Source organism: Streptomyces sp. NPDC059247, from assembly GCF_042754005.1.
Taxonomy (GTDB): Bacteria; Actinomycetota; Actinomycetes; order Streptomycetales; family Streptomycetaceae; genus Streptomyces.
The window spans coordinates 615,652-637,357 of the sequence record NZ_JBHYZW010000001.1 but is presented as its reverse complement, the minus strand read 5'-3'; the positions used below and the strand labels follow the sequence as shown (position 1 = coordinate 637,357).

General features: G+C 74.0%; 20 protein-coding genes and 1 CRISPR repeat array. Of the genes, 8 read left to right on the top strand and 12 right to left on the bottom strand.

The annotated features are described in order from the left end of the window. Positions 1 to 42: 42 nt before the first annotated feature. Complete coding sequence (locus ACFXGN_RS02625) at positions 43 to 654, bottom strand: sigma-70 family RNA polymerase sigma factor (protein ID WP_384852391.1); 612 nt, start codon at positions 652 to 654, stop codon at positions 43 to 45. A gap of 490 nt (positions 655 to 1,144) precedes the next feature. Here ACFXGN_RS02625 and sigK point away from each other — a divergent pair, with 490 nt between their 5' ends. Together sigK and ACFXGN_RS02615 are read left to right on the top strand one after the other, a co-directional pair. Next, on the top strand, positions 1,145 to 1,732 hold the full coding sequence (gene sigK, locus ACFXGN_RS02620; protein WP_384852388.1) for an ECF RNA polymerase sigma factor SigK: 588 nt from the start codon (positions 1,145 to 1,147) through the stop codon (positions 1,730 to 1,732). Beyond that, the gene (locus ACFXGN_RS02615; protein WP_384852385.1) at positions 1,729 to 2,481 is read left to right on the top strand and encodes an anti-sigma factor; all 753 of its coding nucleotides are present in this window, start codon (positions 1,729 to 1,731) and stop codon (positions 2,479 to 2,481) included. The genes sigK and ACFXGN_RS02615 overlap by 4 nt, the downstream gene beginning before the upstream one ends. Before the next feature lie 399 nt (positions 2,482 to 2,880). Here the strand turns inward: ACFXGN_RS02615 and ACFXGN_RS02610 are convergent, their stop codons facing one another. Genes ACFXGN_RS02610 through ACFXGN_RS02595 form a run of 4 tightly spaced genes read right to left on the bottom strand, consistent with a single transcriptional unit; the run spans position 2,881 to position 4,779 of the window. After that, complete coding sequence (locus ACFXGN_RS02610; RefSeq protein WP_384852382.1) at positions 2,881 to 3,216, bottom strand: hypothetical protein; 336 nt, start codon at positions 3,214 to 3,216, stop codon at positions 2,881 to 2,883. Next, entirely contained in the window at positions 3,213 to 3,386 is a 174-nt protein-coding gene (locus tag ACFXGN_RS02605) for a hypothetical protein (protein WP_384852379.1), read from the bottom strand. Before ACFXGN_RS02605 ends, ACFXGN_RS02610 begins: the two co-directional genes overlap by 4 nt. A 26-nt stretch (positions 3,387 to 3,412) precedes the next feature. Next, positions 3,413 to 4,132, bottom strand: coding sequence for an Asp23/Gls24 family envelope stress response protein (locus ACFXGN_RS02600; RefSeq protein WP_384852376.1), 720 nt, complete (start codon positions 4,130 to 4,132; stop codon positions 3,413 to 3,415). Further along, positions 4,129 to 4,779 (bottom strand): RNA polymerase sigma factor, encoded by a 651-nt coding sequence (locus tag ACFXGN_RS02595; protein ID WP_384852373.1) that lies wholly within the window; start codon positions 4,777 to 4,779, stop codon positions 4,129 to 4,131. Before ACFXGN_RS02595 ends, ACFXGN_RS02600 begins: the two co-directional genes overlap by 4 nt. Positions 4,780 to 5,275: 496 nt before the next feature. On the opposite strand from ACFXGN_RS02595, the gene ACFXGN_RS02590 reads away from it, so the two are divergent. From ACFXGN_RS02590 to ACFXGN_RS02565, 6 genes are all read left to right on the top strand, one after another. Then, complete coding sequence (locus tag ACFXGN_RS02590) at positions 5,276 to 5,758, top strand: Asp23/Gls24 family envelope stress response protein (protein ID WP_384852370.1); 483 nt, start codon at positions 5,276 to 5,278, stop codon at positions 5,756 to 5,758. Positions 5,759 to 5,855: 97 nt separating this feature from the next. After that, positions 5,856 to 6,041, top strand: a complete 186-nt coding sequence (locus ACFXGN_RS02585) for a hypothetical protein (RefSeq protein WP_384852367.1) — start codon at positions 5,856 to 5,858, stop codon at positions 6,039 to 6,041. Beyond that, positions 6,038 to 7,669: a DUF6286 domain-containing protein gene (locus tag ACFXGN_RS02580; protein ID WP_384852365.1), complete on the top strand. Its 1,632-nt coding sequence runs from the start codon at positions 6,038 to 6,040 to the stop codon at positions 7,667 to 7,669. Before ACFXGN_RS02585 ends, ACFXGN_RS02580 begins: the two co-directional genes overlap by 4 nt. Continuing rightward, the gene (locus ACFXGN_RS02575; protein ID WP_384852362.1) at positions 7,666 to 8,247 is read left to right on the top strand and encodes a hypothetical protein; all 582 of its coding nucleotides are present in this window, start codon (positions 7,666 to 7,668) and stop codon (positions 8,245 to 8,247) included. Before ACFXGN_RS02580 ends, ACFXGN_RS02575 begins: the two co-directional genes overlap by 4 nt. A 64-nt stretch (positions 8,248 to 8,311) precedes the next feature. Continuing rightward, a complete protein-coding gene (locus ACFXGN_RS02570) occupies positions 8,312 to 10,321 on the top strand; it encodes an ATP-binding protein (protein WP_384852359.1) in 2,010 nt (669 codons plus the stop codon). A 128-nt stretch (positions 10,322 to 10,449) separates the two neighbouring features. After that, a CRISPR array of direct repeats spans positions 10,450 to 12,064; the repeat unit is 29 nt; unit sequence GTGGTCCCTGCGCGAGCGGGGGTGTTCCG. Between the two features lie 86 nt (positions 12,065 to 12,150). Then, on the top strand, positions 12,151 to 12,318 hold the full coding sequence (locus tag ACFXGN_RS02565) for a helix-turn-helix domain-containing protein (protein ID WP_384852356.1): 168 nt from the start codon (positions 12,151 to 12,153) through the stop codon (positions 12,316 to 12,318). Between the two features lie 165 nt (positions 12,319 to 12,483). On the opposite strand, the gene ACFXGN_RS02560 is transcribed toward ACFXGN_RS02565, so the two are convergent. The 7 genes from ACFXGN_RS02560 to ACFXGN_RS02530 all read right to left on the bottom strand — a co-directional run bounded on the left by ACFXGN_RS02560 (position 12,484) and on the right by ACFXGN_RS02530 (position 19,251). After that, positions 12,484 to 12,666 carry a hypothetical protein gene (locus tag ACFXGN_RS02560; protein WP_384852353.1) on the bottom strand — a complete coding sequence of 61 codons (183 nt, stop codon included), beginning with the start codon at positions 12,664 to 12,666 and terminating at the stop codon, positions 12,484 to 12,486. After that, entirely contained in the window at positions 12,663 to 12,890 is a 228-nt protein-coding gene (locus ACFXGN_RS02555) for a hypothetical protein (RefSeq protein ID WP_384852350.1), read from the bottom strand. Before ACFXGN_RS02555 ends, ACFXGN_RS02560 begins: the two co-directional genes overlap by 4 nt. Then, positions 12,887 to 13,069, bottom strand: a complete 183-nt coding sequence (locus ACFXGN_RS02550; RefSeq protein ID WP_384852347.1) for a hypothetical protein — start codon at positions 13,067 to 13,069, stop codon at positions 12,887 to 12,889. The genes ACFXGN_RS02555 and ACFXGN_RS02550 overlap by 4 nt, the downstream gene beginning before the upstream one ends. 79 nt (positions 13,070 to 13,148) lie before the next feature. Further along, positions 13,149 to 14,399: a helix-turn-helix domain-containing protein gene (locus ACFXGN_RS02545; RefSeq protein ID WP_384852344.1), complete on the bottom strand. Its 1,251-nt coding sequence runs from the start codon at positions 14,397 to 14,399 to the stop codon at positions 13,149 to 13,151. 1,717 nt (positions 14,400 to 16,116) lie between these two features. After that, the gene (locus ACFXGN_RS02540) at positions 16,117 to 17,019 is read right to left on the bottom strand and encodes a hypothetical protein (RefSeq protein ID WP_384852341.1); all 903 of its coding nucleotides are present in this window, start codon (positions 17,017 to 17,019) and stop codon (positions 16,117 to 16,119) included. Positions 17,020 to 17,198: 179 nt separating this feature from the next. After that, entirely contained in the window at positions 17,199 to 18,521 is a 1,323-nt protein-coding gene (locus tag ACFXGN_RS02535) for an RICIN domain-containing protein (RefSeq protein WP_384852338.1), read from the bottom strand. 31 nt (positions 18,522 to 18,552) lie between these two features. Further along, complete coding sequence (locus ACFXGN_RS02530; protein WP_384852335.1) at positions 18,553 to 19,251, bottom strand: hypothetical protein; 699 nt, start codon at positions 19,249 to 19,251, stop codon at positions 18,553 to 18,555. Positions 19,252 to 21,706: the final 2,455 nt, after the last annotated feature.

The following is a 21,706-nucleotide window of genomic DNA, read 5'->3' as shown; positions in this document are numbered from 1 at the left end:
GCGGGGCGGCGGGCGCGGGCGGGCCGGTCCGGCCGCGCGGGGTCACCCGCCGGTGGCGGCGGGGGCCAGGCTGTGGCGCAGGCGCCGGAGGCCCCGGCGGGCGTGGCTCTTGACCGTGCCCAGCGGCAGGCCGGTGCGGTGGGCGATCTGGGTCTGGGTCAGGTCGGCGAAGTAGGCCAGGGCCAGGACGTCGCGCTGGACGCGGGGCAGCCGGGCCAGCTCCTCGGTGACGAGCATCCGGTCGAGGACCCGCTCGGGTTCCCCGGTGGTCCCGGTCCCGTGCTGGAGGGCGGAGCCGAGGGCCGAGGCCAGTGCGGTGCGTCGGGTGCGGGCGGTCAGGGCGTCGGCGGTCTTCCGGCGGGTGATGCCGACGAGCCAGGCGGGGAGGCTGCCCAGGTCGGGGCGGAAGGTGGCCCGGCCGCGCCAGGCGGCGACGAACACCTGCTGGGTGACGTCCTCCGCCTCGCGCGCGTCGCCGAGCGCCCGTGCGGCGAGGGTGTGCACGAGACCGCCCCAGCGGTGGTAGGCGGCGTCCAGACAGCGCTCGTCGCCCCGGACCAGGCCCCGCGCGATCGTGTCGGCGGAGTCCGGGGCGCGGGTGGGGAGGGGCTCCGTCGCGGTACCGGGGCCGCCGGTCGTCCGGTGTGCGGTCATGACGGTTCCTCCTCCGGGCGGTGGCGCGTACGTCCACCGGGGCGGTCGGCGGGACCTGACCGGCCCCGTGCCCTCTCACCGTCCGGCCCCCGGAGCACCCGACTCAAATCGCACCGTTTCCGCATCGATATCGAGGGCAGCGGTACGGGGGCGGAACGGACGGCCATCCACGAAGCGGGTGGTCCGCGTACGGAGCCGGGTGGTCCACCTGTGGAGCGGACGGTCCACCCGAAAGAGGCATCGGGAAGCCCCGTCCCGCCCGCACGCGGAGGTACGCCGAACCCGCCACCATCCGTACGCCCTTCGGCTACGAAGAGTCCACGGAGACCGAACCCGAGACGCCGCCGGGCCGCCCCTACGGCGGTCCCGGACCGCCCCACCCACCGAGGACCACCATGCGATGGACACACCGCCTCCGAAGGGCCGCCCCGGAGGGCCGCCCCCCGCACCGCCACCGCCCGCGCCGCCCCGGACGCCCGGAGCGCGGCCGGTGACGCGTCCCCTGCCCTCCGGCTCCCGCGAGACGGACGCGCGGAGCGACCTGTCCGACGTGATGCGGCAGGTGGCCCAGGGCGACAAGGCCGCCTTCGCCACCCTCTACGACGCCGTCGCGCCACTCGTCTTCGGCATCGTGCTCAAGGTCGTGCGCGACCGGGCCCAGTCCGAGGAGGTCACCCAGGAGGTCATGATCGAGCTGTGGCGGCAGGCCGCGCGGTACCGGCCCGAGGCGGGCCGCGTCACCACCTGGGCGGCGACGATCGCCCACCGGCGGGCCGTGGACCGGGTCCGCTCCGCGCAGGCCGCGTCCGACCGGGAGCACGCCCGCGCGGCGCGCGAGCACACCACCGCCTTCGACGAGGTCGCCGAGCAGGTCGAGACCCGGTTGGAGAGCGAACAGGTCCGCCGCTGTCTGCGCGGACTCACCGAGCTCCAGCGCCAGGCCGTGACCCTGGCCTACTACGGGGGGCTCACCTACCGTGAGGTCGCCCAGACCCTGAGCACACCGCTTCCCACCATCAAGACACGTATGCGCGACGGCCTGATCCGCCTCCGCGACTGCATGGGGGTGACCACGTGAAACAGCACCGCTCCGACGTCCACGCCTTCGCCGCCGCCTACGCCCTCCACGCCCTCGAACCGACCGAGCACGACGACTTCGGCGCCCATCTGCCGCACTGCGAGGACTGCCGCAGGGACGTGGCCGAGTTCGAGGCGACCGCGGCCCGGCTCGCCGCCGCCGCGGGCCGGACGCCGCCGGACGGCCTCAAACGGCGGACCCTGGCCGCCGTGGACGGCGTACGGCAGCTGCCGCCGCCGGTGGACGTGGCCCGCCCGGCGGCCGGTCTCGTACGGCTGCTGCGCGGGAAGGCCGTACCGCTCGCCCTCGCCGCCGGTGTCGCCGCCGCCGTCTCCTTCGCGGGCGTCGCCGCCTGGCAGCACCAGCGGGGCGAACAGGCCCGGGAGCGGGCCCAGCGGGCGGAACAGCGGCTCGACACGGCCGGTTCCGTCCTCGCCGCGCCCGACGCGCGCACCGTGCGCGGACGGACCGCAGGGGGAGCCCTCACCGCCGTCGTGTCCTCGGACAGCCGACGGGGAGCGGTCTTCACCGCCACCGGCCTGCCCGCCCCGGCGGCGGGCCGCACCTACCAGCTGTGGCTGGCCCGGGGAGGCACCATGCACCCGGCCGGGCTCGTCCACGGCGACGGCACCGTCGTCCTGGACGGCGACCCCTCGGGGGCCACGGCGGTCGGCCTCACCGTCGAACCCGCCGGAGGCTCCGCACAGCCCACCACACAACCGCTGCTCCTCCTCGCGCTCCCCTCCTGACACCCCGTGTACGCGAACCGCCGGGCACCCCGCGCGAAGGTGCCCGGCCCCGGTGCCGACCGGCCGGTCCGGGTCCCGGGCTCGATCCCCTCCGCCGCGGTCCCCTCCGCCCCGGTCCCGTCTCACCCGGGCGACGGCACGGATGGCGTCTGTCGGCCACCGCCGCCGGGGTTCGGCCACCGCCGCCGGAGTGTGGACGCCCGGCCCCGTACGCACTCCTGACCTGCCCGCCGCCTGCTCCCCTCCGGTCTCCGGGGAGCCGTGACTCCGAGGCACCCGGCGCCGTCGAACCGTGCGCGACGGACCGGAGGAGCCGGGGCTCCGGGAGCGCCGGAGGAGCCGGGAGCGGTGAAGAAGCCGGGAGCGGTGGAGAAGCAGGCAACGGTGGAGAAGCCCCGGTCAGACGCGTCCGGTGACCGTCACGGTGACGTGGGCACGGGCCGCTCCGCCAGGCAGCAGCGATTCCAGACGGTCCTCGACGGCCCGCCGCGCCGCGCGGGCGACTTCGAGGGTGCGGTCGTTGCTGAGGGCCACCAGACGTACCCCGACGTCCCAGGACCCACCGCCCTCGGCCTCGCGCACCGAGATGCCCGCGCTCGTCCCCTCGGGCCCGGGAGCGCCCGCCGAGGACCTCAGCAGCCCGGAGAGCCTGGGCCTGAGGAAGGCGACGCCCGGTACCTCCAGTACGGCGCGGGCGATCTCCTCGGAGAGCGTGACGCGGGTGGTGTCGGTCATCGGAACGTCCCTTCGGGTTCGGCGGACTTGCTCGCGGTACCGGAGATCACGACCTCGGGCACCGCTGCCTCGCGGGCGGTGGTGCCGGAGATCACGACGTCCGGCACCACCGCCCCTGAGGCCACAGTGGCGGAGATCGTGGCCTCGGGCACCGTGGCCCCGGAAGCCACAGTGGCGGAAATCGTGTTGCCGGGGGTCACGCCGTCCCGGGGGCCGTGATGTCGGAGATCACGATGTCCACGGCTCCGACCGGCATTCCCAGGGCACGGTCGGCCGCCCCTCGTACGGCGAGGCGGATGGTCTCGGCGACGGTGGGGAGGTGCCGGTCGGCGGGGGCGTGCACCTCCATGCGGACGGTCGGCGCCGCGTCCGCCGCCGCGCTGTGGAAGCGGCACGATCCGGCCCTGACGCCCGGGACGGTCTCCGCCGCCGCCCGCAGCGCCCGCGCGGCCACCGCTTCCATGATCCACAGGTCTTCGGCGGCCCGCCCCAGCGGAAGCGGCCTCCCCGGACGCAGTTCGAGCCGTACGACCTCCATGATCCGGCGCGTCAGCGACGCGGTGTCCCCCACGGGGAGTTCCGGCTCGTCCCGCAGTCCCCGTACCGCCGATCCGAGCCGTTCGAGGTCGTCGACGGCCCGGCGGCAGGCGTCGCAGCCGGACGGGTGCGGATCGGGCTCGCGGGGGTCGGGCGGGTGAGGAGAGGACGCCCGAGGTCCGGACTCGTGGGGATCGGACGCGTCAGGATCGGAATCACGAGGGTCGGGGTCGGACGCGCGGGCGTCGAACGCGTCGGCGTCGGAATCGCGGCGCTCGGCGTGGGCCCAGACGTCGGCGAGCCGCCGCCCGCAGGCCAGGCGCTCGTCCTCGCCGTCGAACCCGTCCCCGTGGTCGGGCGGCGTGGTGTGCGTGGTCATCGCCAGTCCCCCATCACTCGTGTCAGACGGCGTCGTGCGCGGAAGACCCGGGCCCGCACCGCCTCCTGGCTGATCCCGACCGCTTCGGCGATGAACTCGTAGGAACATCCGTCGAGTTCGCGCAGGACCCAGCAGGCCCGCTGCTCGGCGGAGAGGAGGCCGAGCGCCTCGCGCAGTTCGCGGACCGCGTCGCGCGCCTCGGCGATGCGCGGCGGGGACACCGTGTGCTCGGGCGCCTGGACGTCACCGGCGGCCTCCAGCGGGGCCGTGGTGCCGCTGCGGCGGAGCACGTTCAGACAGCGGTTGGTGACGATCCGGTACATCCAGGTGCCGAAGGAGGAACGGCCCTGGAACTGGGGAAGTCTGCGCCAGGCACTGATGAACGCCTCCTGGACGGCGTCCTCCGCCTCGGTACGGGCCCCGAGGAGCCGGGCGGCGAGCCGGATCAGCGTCGGCGCGTGCCGCTGTACGAGCACGGCGAACGCCTCCTCGTCGCCCTCGGCCGAACGGGCCACCAGCAGGGGCTCGTCGCTCCTGCCCTCCGGGTGGAGCGGGTCGGGCGGGTCCTCGGCCCAGGACGGCCGCCGGGGCTCCGGCGGGCCGTCGAGGATGTCCGGCGGGACGTGGTCGGTACGGGCACCCGCCATCGGGCGGCTCCTCTCCCCGGCCTCCTGTCCGTGGGACACGCCGGAGGCCGCGCTGTCACGCGTCCTTCGGAGCCGAGGGGGTGTCCGGATGCCCCACAGGGGCGCCAGACAGACGTTCGTACGGCCACTGGCACCGTCCGTACGGGGCACGGGCACGGCCCTTGCCGGGTGCATGGTCCTTGCCGGGTGCATGGTCCTTCCTCGGTGCATGGTCCTTGCCCGGTGCATGGTCCTTCCTCGGTGCGCGGCCCTTCTCTGCTGCTGCACGCCCCCTGACGTGCCGCCCCCTTCCCGGCGCCCGGCCCCCTCTCGTCCCCCTGGGGTCTCCCTCGGCATCCGGCTTCTTCTCGGCTTCCGGCCTTTTCTCGACTTCCGGCCTTTTCTCGACTTCCGGCGTCACAGCGGCGGACGGCCGGTGTCTGTAGGGGTGCGGGCGGCTCACCGCCCCACCGAGAACGGACGCGGGCGGTCCACCGCCCCACCGAGGAGGAGAGCCATGACCCCCCAGACCACTTCCGCCACCCGGCACGTACCGGCCCCGTCCGTACCGGATCCGGTGGCTCCGGGTCCCGACGGGGCGGACCGTCCCCCGCACGAGCGGGGGAGGACGTCGATCGCCGAGGTGGTCGTCGTGAAGGTGGCCGGCATGGCGGCGCGCGAGATCCACGGCGTCCACGACATGGGCGGCGGGATCGCCCGGACGATCGGTGTCGTCCGGGACCGGGTCCCCGGCGGGCGCCCCCACGTGGGCCGGGGCGTGAAGGTCGAGGTCGGCGAGCGCCAGGCGGCCGTCGACCTCGATCTGATCGTCACGTACGGCGTCCCGATCACCGAGGTCGCGCGGGACGTCCGGGAGAACGTCGTGGAGGCCGTGGAACGCATCACCGGTCTGGAGGTCGTCGAGGTCAACATCGCCGTCAACGACGTGCACCTGCCGGACGACGACCGGGAGTCCCCGGCCGACACCCGCGTGGAGTGAACCCGTCACGCGGCCGTGTCCGGGGGACGACCTCCGACGGCCGCCCGTCCAGTCGGTCCTGCCGCCGCCACGGCGGCCCGGAGAAGGGAAGAATCGGATGACTGCGTCGTTCACGGGCATGGTGGCCGGGATGGCGGTGGGTTTCGCGGGGTGGTGCGGAGGGTTTCCGGCCTTCCTCCTCGTGGCCGCCCCGGGCGCGGCGGGAGGGCCCGCCGGACATCTCCTCAAGGGCGGCGGCCGGGTCGAGGACCGGTACGACGCGGCCGGACGGGGTGGCCGATGACCCGCGCGACCACGCCCCCGTCCGGGCCCGGCGCCGTCGCTCCGGCCGCCCGTACCTCGCCCCCCGGCACCCTCAGCGTCTCGGAGAAGGCCGTCCGCAGGATCGTCGAGCGCACCGCGAGCGAGGCCCTGCCGCCGGGAGGCAGGGTGACCCGCGCGACCGTCCGGGTCCGGGGAGGCCGGGCGCGTACGGGCGTACGGATCGCGTTGACCGTCACACCGGACCCCACGAATCCGCCGACCGCCGACGAGCCGGACCCGACGTCCCTTCCGCGCCACGCCACGGTGCCCGGCCCGTCGGCCCCCCTGGATACAACCGGCACGCCCCTCCCGGGCCCCGGGACCACGACCGACACAGCGACCTCCCGGAACCCGATCGGCACCGCCGTCCCGCGCCCCCTCACGACGACCGGCCCCATGGCCTCCCTGAGCACGGTCGGCGCACCCGGCCCGACGGTCACCTCGGAACCGTCCACCACACCCGGCCCCGGCCCCCTCACAACACTTGGCCCCGCCACCGCCCCCAGCCGCCTCGGCGCGACGAGCCCCGTCACGGTGAACGGCCCCACCGCAGCGGCCGAACCCACCGCGACGAACGACCTCACCACAGCGACCGGTCCCGCCACAGCGACCGACCTCGTACGGGCGACCGGCCTCGTAGGGACGCCGAGCCTCGCACGGACGCCGGGCCTCGCACAGACGCCAGGCCTCGCACAGGCGCCGAGCCTCGCACGGGCGACCGGATCCATCACCGTCGCCGTCCGAGCCGTACAGGACCGCGTCTCCTCCCGTACGGAACTCCTGACCGGCCTGCGCGTGCCCCGCCCGAGCGTCGAGGTCACGGTCCTGCGGCTGCCGGGGCGAACGGCGTCTCCGGGCGCCCCGGCAGGGCGGACAGCACCGCCGGTCGCGGCCCCCGCGCCGACCGTCCCCTCGCCCGGACCGGCCATGAGGGAACGACCGGCCCCGGCAGTCCGACGGGGGCCGCGCGTCCCCCGCCGCTGGTGGTCCCCCCGCCGGGTCCCGTCGGCCGTGCTCGCCCTCGCGGTGGCGCTGCCCTCGGGAGCCGTGGCGGCCGACGAACTGCGGGTCCGGATGGCCGGAGGACGCCCGGCGGCCTGGCGCACGGGCCTCCTGGACCGGTTCGCCGGATACGGCCAGGGCGACCCCGGACTCGTCCTCCTGGCCTTGCTGACCGCCGGGACCGGCGTCCTCCTGATCGCCCTGGCGGTCCTCCCCGGCCGACGTCGGCTGTGGCCCGTCTCCTCCGCGCCGGCTCTGGTGTCGGCGGTCGACCGGAACCTCGTCGCGGCACTCGTACGGGAGGCGGTGGCGGCGACGCCCGGCGTCACCCGGGTACGGGTCCGCGCCCGGCGGCGGCACGTCACCGTCCGGGCCCGGCTGCTCCACGGCGACCCGTCCGCCACGGCACTCGCGGCGGAAGCGGCGGCGGCCACCGCGATCACCGCCTGCTGCCCGCACCGCCCGCCGCGCTCGCGCGTCCGGCTGCGCCCCGACGACCTGTGGGTACCGGACGGCCCGGACGACCCGGACGACCCGGAGCGTACGAGCCGCCCGGACCGTACGGACTCCGAGGACACCGCCCGGCCTCGGGGAGCGGTCCGATGAGCGACGGAACCGCGACGGTCGTCCGTCGCCTCGCGCTCGGCCTCTCGGGCCTCGGGCTGCTGGCCCTGGGCGGATTCACGGCGGTGGCGGCGGGCGTCCGGCCCGTACGGCTCCCGTCGTGGTGGCCGCTCCCCGGACGCGCCGCGCCCTTCCTCGACGCGCACGGTCCGTCGGGGCCCACCGCCCCCGGATGGTGGCCGTACGCGCTGGCCGCCGTCTGCGGGGTGGCCGCCGTAGCTCTGCTCGCCGGGACACGGCCGCGCGGCCCGTCCCGGCTGTCGCTCGCCGCACCGGACACGGCACTGCGGACCCGGGCCCTGCGGGACGCGGTCAAGGCCAGGACGCGGACCGTCCCCGGTGTGGCGCGCTGCCGCACCCGCGTGACGGGCGGACGGCGCCTGCGGCTCCTCGTCCAGCTGGACGTCTCTCTGCACCCCGGGGCGACCCCTCAGGAAGCGATGCCCGAACTGTCCGCCCTCCAAAGCGTCTTGGAGCGGGCGCTGGCTCCCCGAACCGTTCTCCTGCGGGTCCGTTTCCGCCGGGCCCGCCTCCCTCTCCCGCGCGGCGGACGCACCTGACGGACCCTGGCCGGAAGACGGCATCCGGCCGGATGCCCCGGTCCTTCTGACGGAGAATGAGGACATGCACAGTTGGAGTCCGCCGCAGAGCGGGCCGTTCGTGGGACGCGAGCAGGACATCGACGAGTTGGTCTCCCTGGTACGGGACCGGCGGCTGGTCACCCTCGTGGGGATGGGCGGGATCGGCAAGTCCCGGCTCGCCGCGCGGGTCGTGGTGGAGGTCGAGGGCGACCCGTTCACCGCCGGGCACTGGGCACCCCTCTGGTCGCTGACCAACGCCACCCTGCTCACCCCGCTGGTCGCGGACGCCTGCGGCCTGTCGGACCACTCCCCCAACGATCCGGTCGACGCCCTCGCCGCCCGGATCGGCCCGCGCCGCGTCCTGCTCGTCCTGGACTCCTGCGAACACCTCGTCGGCGCATGTGCCGCGCTGGTCGAGGCACTTCTCGTACGGTGTCCCGCGCTCGTGGTCCTGGCGACCAGCCGGGAACCACTGGGGACGGAAGGCGAGACGGTCTTCCACGTCGGCCCGCTCCCCCTCGGCACCGAAGCCCTGGAACTCTTCTCGGCGCGCGCCGCCGCCACGGGCGTACGGTTGACCAGCCCCGAGGAACGCGTCGCCGCCGCCGAGGTGTGCCACTGGCTGGAGGGCGTCCCGCTGGCCCTGGAACTGGCCGCCGCCCAGCTCCCGGAGCGCCCCGCACCGGCGATGGCCCGGCTGCTGCGCGGCAGACTGGCGCTCGCCGAAGGGCCGGACAGCCAGGTCCTGCCGGTACGGCACCGGGCACTGCGGACCACCATCGGCTGGAGTCACGAACTGTGCGAGCCGCATGAACGGCTGCTCTGGGCACGGTTGTCGGTGTTCCGTTCGGGCGCCACCGTGAGCGATGTGAAGTGGGTGTGCCGGGGCGGGCCGTTGACCGACGCCCGGCTGGAGGCGGCGATCGAGGGCCTGGTCCGCAAGAGCGTGCTGACCCTCTCCGGCGACCGGCTGCACGTCTTCGACGCGGTGCGCGAGTACGGGGCGTTGTGGCTGGCGGAGCTCGGCGAGACGCGGGCGACGGCCGACCGTCACGCGCGCCACTTCCAGCGGCTCGCCCTGGCGGCCGAACACGCGTGGTGGGGGCCGCAGCAGTCGTCCTCGTACGCCACGCTGGCCGCCTGTTACGGCGATCTGTGCGACGCGCTCGAACACCTGCTCGCGACGAATCCGGCCGGAGCCTCGGAACTGGCCGGGGCCATCGGCTTCTTCTGGGCCTGTTCGGGCCATCTGCACGAGGCCGCGCACTACTTGGAGGAGTGCGTACGGGCACCCGTCACGGACCCGGGCGTCCTGGCGCGGCTCTGCTGGGCGCTCGGCGTGGTGCGGTGCCTCCGGGGCGAGTACGAGGAGGCGGAACGGCTGGCCGACAGGACGCAGGAGGAGGCGGTACGGGAGGCGGACGGCACGCTGCTCGCGGACGCCGCCTATCTGCGAGGCCTCGTGATGCTGATGCGCGGCGAGCCGCTGAGCGCACTCGCCGTCTCGGACCTGGCGCTCTCGGGCCCGGGCATCGGCGCCCCGGCGACGGCACGGTGCCGCCTGGTACGGGTCTTCGCCCTGACGGCCTCGGGCGACCTCGGAAGGGCCCGCGCCGAAGCCGAGGCACTGCGCGCGGACGCGGTCGCGGTGGGCGAGCACTGGACGCGTTCCTATACGGAGTACCAGTTGGCGGTGATGGCGCTCCTGGAACAGAGGTCGGCCGACGCCGCCGTACACGCCAGGGCCATGCTGCGGGACAAGCGGCTCATCGGCGACGCCTTCGGCCTGGGCCTGGGCCTCGACCTGCTGGCGGCGGCGCTGACGGCACTGGACCGCGCGGAGGAATCAGCCGCGGCCTCGGGCACCGGCCAGGTCTTCTGGGAACTGGTGGGCCACCCCCAACGGGGCACCCCCGAACTGGAACCGATGCGCCGCCACGCCGAACACAAGGCCCGCCACAAAATCGGAGACACGGCCTACGACAACACCTACTACCTGGCCACCCTGTCGGACCCATACGCGACACTGGAAACAATCCTCACGAACAACTAACAAACACCCAGAAACCCCCACCGCCCAAGCCCCACCCAACGCCCCTCTGCCAGAATGAACCCATGCCACCCCCCACACACAAAAGCAAAGAAAAGACAAAGCCCACCTGAAAACACAGGTCAGGAAGGGTGGTCCCCGCGCAGGCGGGGGTGTTCCGCGTCGGCACCCTTCTTCGCCGCCGCCCGCGCCGTGGTCCCTGCGCGAGCGGGGGTGTTCCGGCATTGAGCTCGCCGGGGAGGTACACCAGTGTGTGGTCCCTGCGCGAGCGGGGGTGTTCCGTTCGGGAGCACCGCCCGGCGGGCTGTGCTCTCGTGGTCCCTGCGCGAGCGGGGGTGTTCCGTTTTATGTGTCTATTGCACATCGCCCCGCCTTGTGGTCCCTGCGCGAGCGGGGGTGTTCCGGTGAGCAAGCTGCAACGGGGCCGCCAGACTCCGTGGTCCCTGCGCGAGCGGGGGTGTTCCGAAGTTCGCGTAGAACGGGACGTCGCACGGCTGGTGGTCCCTGCGCGAGCGGGGGTGTTCCGAGCGGACTTGGCGCCCGGTTGGGTCTCTTCGAGTGGTCCCTGCGCGAGCGGGGGTGTTCCGCTCGATGTCCGGCTATCCGACACCGGAGTGGAGTGGTCCCTGCGCGAGCGGGGGTGTTCCGGGGGCCGTCCTGCGATCCGCCTGCCCTCCAGCGTGGTCCCTGCGCGAGCGGGGGTGTTCCGACCGAGGGCGCCCTCGACCTCCTGCTTGAACTGTGGTCCCTGCGCGAGCGGGGGTGTTCCGATCGCGGCCCCGGCCACACCCATGGCGATGTTGTGGTCCCTGCGCGAGCGGGGGTGTTCCGGTCCGCGGTGAACCAACTGGTGGACGCGGAGAGTGGTCCCTGCGCGAGCGGGGGTGTTCCGTCTTGGGGACGCTCCACTCGACGGGTTCTGCCGTGGTCCCTGCGCGAGCGGGGGTGTTCCGGCAGTTGGTTTCAACCCGGAGCAGGCCCAGTAGTGGTCCCTGCGCGAGCGGGGGTGTTCCGCAGGAGACGAAGTTCCTGACGCTCGTCGCGTGGTGGTCCCTGCGCGAGCGGGGGTGTTCCGCCGTCGAAGGGGACGTCGCTGCCGGCGGTGCGGTGGTCCCTGCGCGAGCGGGGGTGTTCCGGCGATCGGCGACGGAGGGCCCGCCGCCGAGCAGTGGTCCCTGCGCGAGCGGGGGTGTTCCGCGCTGGCGTCGTATGTGCGGCGTCACGGCTCCGTGGTCCCTGCGCGAGCGGGGGTGTTCCGTGCGCGCATGACGCACACCAGTCCCGACGCAGGTGGTCCCTGCGCGAGCGGGGGTGTTCCGATCGGCATCGACTGGCTCCAGCACCCGGGGCGGTGGTCCCTGCGCGAGCGGGGGTGTTCCGCCACGGCCGCCGCGCTCCTGGCGGACGCTGCCGTGGTCCCTGCGCGAGCGGGGGTGTTCCGCAGTTCGCCGCCCGCCTCGGCTGGTCACCGTCGTGGTCCCTGCGCGAGCGGGGGTGTTCCCGGCTGGTCGGCAACCATCGGTGCACGCTGACCGTGGTCCCTGTGCGAGCGGGGGTGTTCCGTTCCAGGTCACGCCCGGCCGTCTCGACGAGACGTGGTCCCTGTGCGAGCGGGGGTGTTTCGAGGATCGAACGGGACCTCGGTGTCACGGTGGAGTGGTCCCTGTGCGAGCGGGGGTGTTCCGAACGCGGCGTCGAGGCGCTCGACGAACCCGCCGTGGTCCCTGCGCGAGCGGGGATGATCCAACTGCGGCTACTTGATCATCAGACGGTGGGGGAATGCCCCCGATCAGCCCCCTGGGTGCTCAGCCGCCGTCAGGTGATCGGGGGGCGTGTCCGCGTCGCCCGCGCGCCTCTCCACGCTCCGGCTCAGTGAACTCTGTGGTGTCGACCACAAGACGATCCACCGCTTTGAGTACGAGTCAAGCGGCCCGAGCCCTGGGCTCCTCCTCCAGATCGCCCGCGCCGTCGATGTGCCCCTCGCGGAGCTGGTGTGGTAGCCCCGGCCGTCACTGGCGTACCGGCCGGGGCCCACCCCTGCCCACCCGTTGTCCGCCGTAGCCGGACGAGCAGGAGATCAGGGGACTACCTGAGAATGCCGAGCGCCAGAGCGGCGAGTATGCCGAGCACGACCACCAGGTAGACCGTCTGGCGACACCACTCCCTCACAGCGCCTCCGGCCAGGCCGGAGGCCGGTCGAGGGACGGGGACAGACACGCCAGGCGGGTGGCGTGGACCAGGAGATCAGACCGAGCCCCCGACGCCGAGAACACTTCGACCCGCCGGGGGATACCGTGGATCGGCCAGTTGCACTGCACGCAGACCGGCGGCGTGCCGACGCTGCTCACGATGCCTCCTCAGCCGGTCGGGCGATGAGGTCGGCCGAGACGACCTCACGGAAACCGCGGTGGCCGGTGCGTCCGGCGTGCTCCAGGGCCCACAGGTCCGGCTCACTGAGGACGGTACTGACGGACGACATGGCCTCGCACTCCTTGCACGAGGCGTACCGGGCCGGGGCGGGCCGGTCAGGGTCGGCGCCGATGGTCCACGTGGTGAAGCGGAGGCGGGTCACCGGCCTTCCTCCGAACCATTGGTGAACTCGTAGAGCGGGATCTTCCCGGCCCTCTCGGCGCAGACCTTGTGGGCGTAGATGTGCTCGCCGCCGTCCACAGCCCGCTGGACACGGACACAGGCATTGGCCTGCTGCTCCGTGTTGGAGCAGTACGTGCAGGCTCGGGGAGGTGTCGGCATGAGAAACCCCTCGTGGTTCGGTGTTGATCCGACGCTACGAGGGGTTCCGGTGGGGAGAGGGGGGAAATTCCCCCACCTGTCAGGCGGCCAGGAGTCCGATGCGTACGGCGAGGTCGGAGGCTCGGTGGCGGCGTGCCGCGCTCCGCGACTCGGCCTCCTCCAGGAGCAGACTGCGGGCATACCCGTTGTACCGGATCGTGTCCGGCGCGACCTCGTGCGCCTTCTCCAGTGTGGCGACCGCGGCCTCGTGCTGGCCGTCGAGCCGGTAGCCGCGGGCTTCCTCGATGCGGTGGCGGGCTCGGCGGGGGTGGGAGGGGATGGTGGACAGATCTGCGCGGGCGGCTTGCCGTACGGACTCGGGGCCGGAGTGAAGCTCGACGGCGACGGTGACGGCGTGGGCGCCCATGATGGCGCGGGAGAACGAAGTGACCGGGTGGAAGTAGTCACCCGGCAGCCGGTCTGCCATCGCGCGGGCGACATCCCACCGGTGCCAGGCGTCGCCCTTCTGCCCGCGCCGGGCGGCCGTGTACGCGGCCTCGAACTCCAGCGCCCCCGCGATGGCGAGCACGTGGTCGTCAGCGTCGGGGAGGTGCGGCCGAAGGTATGCAAGGGCGTCGCGGGTGACCGTGTCGGCGGTGTCGTAGTGCGCCGGACCGGTGTCGCGGTGGGCCTGGGCGAGGAGCCACGCGGAGATGCCCACGGCGTGCGGGTCGTCTGACTGCTGGGCGGCGACCATGCCCCGATCGGCCACCCGCCAGAGAAGAGGGGCGTCGGGCTGGTAGGCGACGAAGAACTGGGCGAGGGAGTACACCTCGGCGAGGACAGCCTGCGCTGCGCGCCAGTCGGTCGGGGTGTCGGCGGCGCGGACGGCGAGCTGGGCGTCCCGGATGAGATCGGGCAGTAGAGCGCCGAGGATGTCGCGGTGGTTCGGAGCGGAGTGTCGGGCGGACCAGGCGCGGGCGAGCCGGGCAGCCAGGTGTGCGGGCCGCGGGGGTGTCTCAGTTGAGGTGAAGGGGAAGGCGTCGACGGCCTGGCGGACGGCGGCGAGCTGGGGGTGCCCGGGGCCGACGAACAGGTCGATGGACTGGTCGGGGCGCCCGGTCAGGTCGGCCAGGTCTCGTACGCGGAGGGCTCCGGCGATCCGGAAGACCACGTCGACGGCGGGGGGACGGGAGCGTCCTCGTTCAAGGTCTTTCACCCAGTCGACGGACATACCGAGAAGACCTGCCAGGACTTCCCGGGTCATGCCTCGGCGTTCACGGAGAAGCTGCATACGCTGCCCAAACACCACCGACGTGTAGCCGGGGTCAGGGGTACCACCAGATGACACGGCCTTGCCCCTTCTCTGTGCAGACTCGACACCTCACAGGGTAGGGGCAGAGTCTTTTCACCGTCGTGGGTCGGTGAATCCGACTGTGGTCGATCGCCCTTGTAACGGGCCACCATCACAGCGCACGCGAAGGCGCCGGGGCAGTCCTAGTACGACGGGGAGCTGGAGCTGAAGTTCCGGGTCCGGAACCCGGAGGGGTACGAGGAGTGGTCCCCGCGCGAGCGGGGGTGTTCCGCCACCGATGACCACCGGGGGCTTCTCACGGGTGGCAACGTCAGTCGCTACCAAATGACTTGTGCGGGAACATGGTCTGCGAGACACAGCTGCCGTTGTCGTCGTACTCGTACACGGTGCTCTTCTGTCCGGGGCAGGTCTTGGGGTTGTACGGCCTCCCCGGCAGCGGGTCAGGTAGCTGCCAACCATACGGAACGCTCTGGTCCTGTCGGTAACTCCTGGTAGATCGCCTTGTGCTCGGTGGTGGGGTTCCAGGAACCGGAACAGCTGGTGCAGTACCACGTCCAGCCGTCCTCGGCACCCGGCCGGGTGCGCGTGGTGTCCTTCCAGACGAGCCGGTTGTCCGGGCACTGGGGGCATGACGGAGGCGTGAGCACCTGTGAATCTCCTCAAGGGTTGCGCTTCACCGTGGCGCCTCCGCCTGTGGTGCGTGGTGCGGAATCGCTCGTCCTCACTCCATCGGGGGACGGGGACCCGACCCCGCCCGCGTGCTGCCACCGCTTCGTGAGGGGTGATCCCGTTGGGACGGACGTCCGGGAGACCGGTCTACGTTCAAGGGAACGGCGGCTCCGTTCCGTACGCCTGGCGCATGTGCTGACGCAGACGAACCCGGGCAGCCGTCTCGGCGCTCGGATGACGCTCCCGGGCCGCTTCTTCCGTGTTCAGCCGGAGAGCCGCGCATTGCGCACAGCCAGCTCCTCGCCCTGGTCCACACGTATCGCACCTGCCCGACGTCCACCCCCACCCGTGGAGCGCGGGTGTCGTCGCGGATCGGCTTGGCGCGGTGCGGTGCGCGGGTGTGGGGCCTGTGGGTTGTGGACGCTCCTGCGCTTCCCTGCGGCCGTGGTCCAGTTGACCGTGTTCGGCGCGTTTGAGCGCATCGCCGCGCCTGTCCGGCCTGTGGTCCGGGGCCGTCGCGGTGATCCTGGCGCGCGACCCTGGTGGTGGCCTCCGTGAGTTCGGTGTCCTGGGCTGCGCCGTGGCCAGGAGTCAGGTATGGCGAGGTACGGGGGCGATGCCATGGCGGCACTCCGCCGTGCGCCCGCACCGGACCGGACCGGGTCCGGACCATGCCACAGGCTGTTCCCGTACGGCCATACGCGTCCCCGTCTACCTCCGTCTCCCCCCGTCTGCCTGGCCGCTCAGGTATGGGGGGGGAGTGTCGGCCACGGTGGGCAGGGCCGTTCGGTGGCGTTCCACGTGGTCTCGGGGGAAGGTGTTGTCGTCGACGGAGCCACAGAGACCGGGCCGGGCTGTGATCCATGTGGTGGCCCGGCCCCGGAGCAGTACCTGCGTCGGCCGAGACCAGAGGCAGGGCCACAGCCAAGAACCAGGGGCGGGGTCCAGACCAAGCGGCAGGTTCCGGCGCAGGCGGGCGCCTCACGCAGGAGGACCCCGCACAGGAGGCCGGTCGGCGTTCTGTCCGTACGAAGGGTGCCGTCGGGTTACGGAACCCCGTGGGACCGGCCGGCCGTCGCGGTGGTCAGCGGGGGCAGAGGGGCTCGGTGCGTACCGAGCCGCCCTGGTTCTCGTCGTCCGTGCCGAGCACCCCGGCGCCGGGGCCCTGCGGGCATCCCAGGGCCTCGATCTTGTGCCCGGGGTAGCGGGCGAGTTCCCTCGGGGCCGTGCGCAGTTCGAGGACCGGGCCCGCACCGGGCCACAGCGGCGGTGCCGGTCGTACCGTGCCCGCGTCGTAGACGGCGGAGTCGAACGGCCCGTCGTCGCCCGCGTCCGACGCGGAGGTCACCGTGATCCGTCCGGTGCCGGAGACGGCGATGTCGCTGACGTGCCGCACCCCCTCCACCGGATAGGGGACCCGCAAGGGTGCCGTGTCGGCGGGGCCGAAGACGAGCGTGGGCCAGTCGAGCCGGGCCGCGTGGACGACCGCCGGGTCCTGGTCCTGGCCTCGGTGCGCCCACACCGCCGTCAGCCCGCCCCTGAGGCCGACCAGCGCGAAGCCTTCGTAGTTGTCCCCGGACACGACGCCCGGGACGGTGAACTCGCGCAGTACGCGTGCCGTGCCATCGGCCACGGCGAAGTGGTAGCCGTGTCCGGAACTCTCCAGCGCCGCGTACTCCCCTGCCCTGCCGGGGACGGCGCTGAGGGACTCCAGATCCACCGGCAGCGGGCCCTCCCAGGTCAGGATGTCGGACCGGGGACCCTCCCCGGTCCACCGGACGGCCGAGACGCGCTTCTCGCCCCCGCGCTTGTTGTCGTGCACGACGAGCAGATCGCCGCCGGGCAGGAAGGACGCGCCGCTGACCCCCGAGACGATGCCCTCGCCGACCCGCTCCCACTCCCCCGCCGCGCCCGCACTCCCCGGACCCTGGGCCAGCACAGCCGCCATCACCGCACCCGCCACCGCGTACCGCCGCCATGTCACCATGGGCCCCACTGTGCTGCGCGGCCCGGCCCCGGCACACGGCGACACCCGCGCTCTCACCCGATGGCCCCAACGAGTCGGCCCGGCCGGTGGAGGATTCGCGCCGGGCACGGGTGGACACGGCAGGGCCCCGGCCTCCGCGTGGAGGCCGGGGCCCTGGGGGCAGTCCGGGAGGGGAGGCCCTACCAGAGCGTCCATTCGAAGTCGTCGCCGCCGTGGCACGGCTGGATGTCCAGGGGGGCGTCCACGGACCGGATGCCCGCACCGCTCACCACCTCAAGGCACTGGTGGTCACTGGCGTAGTTGCGGATCCAGAAGGTCTTGCCGCCGCGCGAGTCCAGCCACCACAGCTGATTGTCGTCCGTGGTGCCGTTGCAGTAGAACTCCGCGATCCTGGTGCCGGGAGGACGGCCCTCGAACTCCCCCAGATCCATGCAGAGCCCGTCCTTGCGGTTCCTGATCTGGAAGAGGTCGGTGGAACCGGGGCCCTTGCCCTTGTACCTGACCTCGAAGTCCCAGAGTTGGTTGTCCTGGTCGGTGCCGTTGCAGAAGTACTGGTTGACCGGGCCGGTGGCCCTGCCCCGGTCGAAGTTCGGAACGTCCGCGCACAGCTTCGTCGACATGTTCCTGAGCAGGACGCCTTTCATGTTGGCGTAGTTGGTCGGGGCCGGGGGCTGCGGCTTCCTCTCCTGCTTCTTGGGCTCCTCCTTCTTCTCCTTCTCCTTCTGCTCGTTCCTCGGCTGTTCGTTGCCGGGCTGCCGCTTGCCGGGTTCGCCGGTGGCCGCTTCTCCCGATGCCGGGGGCGTGGTCGGACTCGGCGTGTCCTTCGTCGGTCCGGGCGCCGCCGTCTTCGGACCGGGGGCCACGGCCTCCGGCGACTTGGGGACGTAGCTGCCCGGCCGTACGTCCTCCCTGTCGTTCTGGAGGGGTTGTGCCGAAGCCCGCTCGGCCAGCGCCGCCGGCTCGGTCTTGTCGTCGTAGTCGGTGCCCATGAGGAGGAACGGCACCGCGATCAGCAGGGCGCCCCCGATGCCCGCCGCGGCCAGCAGGGCCTTCGTGGGACGACCCGAAGGGGGTTCGTCCCCGTCGGCGCCGGTGCCCCCCTCCGGCACCCCGGGCGGGCTCCCGGCCTCCGTGGCGGCCCCGGCGAGCGATCCGGCGCCGCTGTCCCCGGTGTCGTCCGCCTTCCCCTCGGCCGAGGACGCCTCCTCTACGGAGGACGCCTCCCCGGAGGGGGTTTCCTCCGCCACGGAGGGGGTCGAGCCGCCGTCGACGGAGGCCGGTTCCGGTATGACCGGGGGCGATTCGGCCATGCTGGACGGCTGTGGGTCGTCGTTCGCGCCGCCGTCCTGGGAGGAGTCCGGCTCCACCCGGGGTACGGCGGTTCCGGCGTCGGCCGAGCGGGGCCGCAGGGCCTGGGCATCCGGCTCGGTGTTCGTGCCGCGCATGGTGACGGCACGGCGTACGACGGGCCCGGTCAGCCCGTTCTCTTCCTGTGCTGGCATCGAGTCTCCGCTTTCTGTTCGGCCAGGTCGGTCAGTCGGACGGTGTACGGGGCGTGGCCCGTCGCAGCGGGCCCGCGCACGGCCAGGGCCATACGGGAGGGCCGGGCGTCACGGGACGTTCGCGCAGCGCCTCGTCCAGACGGGCGAGCGCCGCGAGGTCCTCCGCGTCGAGTTCCGCGCCGCCGTGGCGGGCCGGAGCGTCCGGGCGGGTGAGGGGCACCTCGCGCAGCAGGGTGAGCGGCGAACCGCCCTCGTCCCGGACGTCGAGCACCCGCAGCAGGGTGCCCGGCGGCAGCACCACCTCGTGCCGCGCCGGGTCGGACCCCGGCCGGTCGGCGAGCTGACGCACCCGGCGCGCCGTCACCGACCACACGGCGTACCGCGCGCCTCCCGGCACCGGTACGTCCGCCCCGCCAGGCAGCGCGCACACGGGTGCGGGGTCCCGCAGCAGCGCACCGGGTTCCAGGGCACCGCCGTCCGGCTCGTCGGCATCGCCCGCGCCACGGAGCGCGAGACCCCGGTACGAGGGCATCCGGCGCAGTCCGGAGGTCACGCAGGCGGCGTACGGCAGCAGCCGCCGGTCCCCGTCGCGCAGTCCCCGGGCCAGCGCCTCGGGGTTCAACGGGCCCTCAGGGGTGTGCAGATAGAGGTGGAGGGCGATCAGGTCGGCACGGACCGCTTCCTGCTCCTGGCCCCGCAGTGCGGGCAGACGGGTCAGCGTACGGCTCACGGCCGTTCCGTGCCGGTCCCATGCGGCCCCCGCCAACGCCCGGAAGGCCACCCGTTCGGCCTGGGTGCTGACGTGGCCGGGCATGAACGGCACCGGGAGCAGCGGGCCGAGCACAGCAGGCCCATTCATCCGTGATGTTGGGGTTGTTGAAGCCGCTGGGTGGATTGAGGTTGTGGGGCTGAGCGGGGCAGTCGGGTCGGTCGGAGCAGTCGGGGTGGACGGTGCCGTCGGGATGGCGGGGGTGGTTGGGGCCGTCGAGGTGGTGGGGACTGGCAGGGCCGCCGGGGCAGCAGGGGGCGCGGGGACGGCAGGCATTCCGGGGGTCGCGGGGGCGGCCGGGGAGCCCGGCTCGGCCGGGATGCCTCCTCCTCGGGGGACGTCAGGGGCAGCCTGGACTCCCGCGACGGCCGGGACTGCCGACGTGGGCGGGGTGGCCGGGGTCGCTGGGGCGAGCGGGCCCCTTGGAGCGGGCGGGGCCACTGGGGTGGACGGGGCCTCCCGGACCGCCGACGCGGAAGGGATCGCCGAGGCCGCTGGGGTCGCTGGGACTGCCTGAACCACCGGGACCACCGGATCGTTCGGGAGTGTGGCGGCGGGCGGTTCGGCCGTGGTCGTCTCCATCAGGGCGGCCGTGGTCTCGGTGGGCATCCCCGTGGCCGTGGGTACGGCGCGCGGCGGCGGCACCGGGTCACTGCTGTCTGCCGCGTCCGGGACGGGGCCGCCCTCTGTCACGTCCCGCCGTCCGGGCGACCGTTTCCCCGACTCGTCCGGCACCGCACCGGTCCGGGACGGCTTCGGGGCCGTCCCCTCCGGCGGGTTCTCGGGTCCCTCGCCGATGTCCGGCACCGGGTCCCGTCCCTGTCCCGGTACGGAGGCCGGGGGCCTCGCGCGGTCGGCGGTCGCGGTCGGGGCGCTGTCCGAGACCTGGGCGGGGCCCGTAAGTGTTCCGCCACCCGCACCCGATGGGGCGTCCCGGCCGGTGTCTCCACCGGGCCCCGCCGGAACGGCGCGTACGTCGGTCGTGGGCGTCGGTGCCTCATGCCCCGGGGCCCGCTCACGCTCCGGGGCCCGCTCGGGCCCTGGCATCCCTCGCCCGGCGGACGGTACGGCCCCGTGGGCGCCCGGGTCCGGGGCGAGGCCCGCCATCGGCGGGCGGACGGGAGAGGCGCCCGCAGGCGGCCCGGCCGTCGTCGGAGCCCGTGACGGTGTCGGGACCTGTGTTGATGTCAGGGCCGGTGCCGGTGCCGGAGCCCGTGCCGGTGTCGGTGTCGGTGTCGGTGTCGGTGTCGGTGTCGGGGCATCCGGCGGCGTCCCCGACCCCGTCGCGGCGGACCCGCCCGAAGGTACGGGCCGTCCCGAGGGCGTCGGCCGTCCCGCCGTGGGAGCCGACGGTGCCGGGCCTCGGGCCGTATCGGGGAAGGTCCCGTGGTGCGTGCCGGACGTCGGCGCTGTCCGCGTCCCGGGGGCGGGAGCCGATCGGTCCGACTGTGCCGCCCGGCCCGGTACGGCGCCTCCGGGCTGCGGCGGGCGGGCCCCGGGACCGGTCGGCGGCGGGATGCCGGGGCCGTCCGCGCCCTCCACCGCCGGGCGCCCGGGACCATGACCGGGCGGGCCCGCCGCCGGGGACGTCGGCCGTGCGCCCGGTGCCGGAAGCGTGCCGACGGGCGGCGGAGGGGTCGTGGCGGAGCCGGGGGCGCGCGCGGGGCGGGGAGTGAAACGCAGGGTGCGGACGCCGTGCCGGGCCGCCAGGGTCCGCAGTGCCTGTCCGCCGTCCGTGGCCGTGCCGTGGACGTACAGCCGTGCCCGGCGCGACAGGTCGGTGCCGAGACCGGAGAGCAGCCGGGCGAGTTCGGGCCAGAGGGAGGCGTCGAGTTCCTCGCCGGAGCGGCCCACTTCGATGGCGGGTCCCTCGGGGTCCACCTCGCGGGCCACGGGGGCGGGGGCCCCGGCGTCCGGTGCCGCGTCCCCGGTGATCCAGAGCCCGGCGCGGGTCACCGTGACCTGCCACCGGTCGGAGAGCCGTACCGTGCCCTGTTCGGCGTTGCCGCGCCCGGGGACGGGCGATCTCCACCGGAGCAGGCGGGGGGCGGGGGCGGGGGCACCGTCGACGGCGGGCGCGCACACCACCGCGTCCACGAACGGCCGCCACCGGGTGGCCCCGTCGGCGCCGATGACCACGGACTGCGCGAGGGCGCCTCCGCCCGGGGCGTCGGGGCCGATCAGCGGCATCCCGGTGCTCACCACCAGTTCCGTCCCGAGCAGTTCGGCCGTCTTCTGGCCGGTGCGGAGGATGTCCCGGGGGCTGCCGGGGGCGAGCCGCACCCGGGGGCGGAGGTCGGGGGGCAGCGCGGTGAGCACCTCGCCGAGGTCGGACGCCGAGACGTCCGCGCCCTCCGGGACGCCGACGAGGACGGTCGGTCCCCGGGGGTCCACCGGCACCGAGTAGCACAGGTCC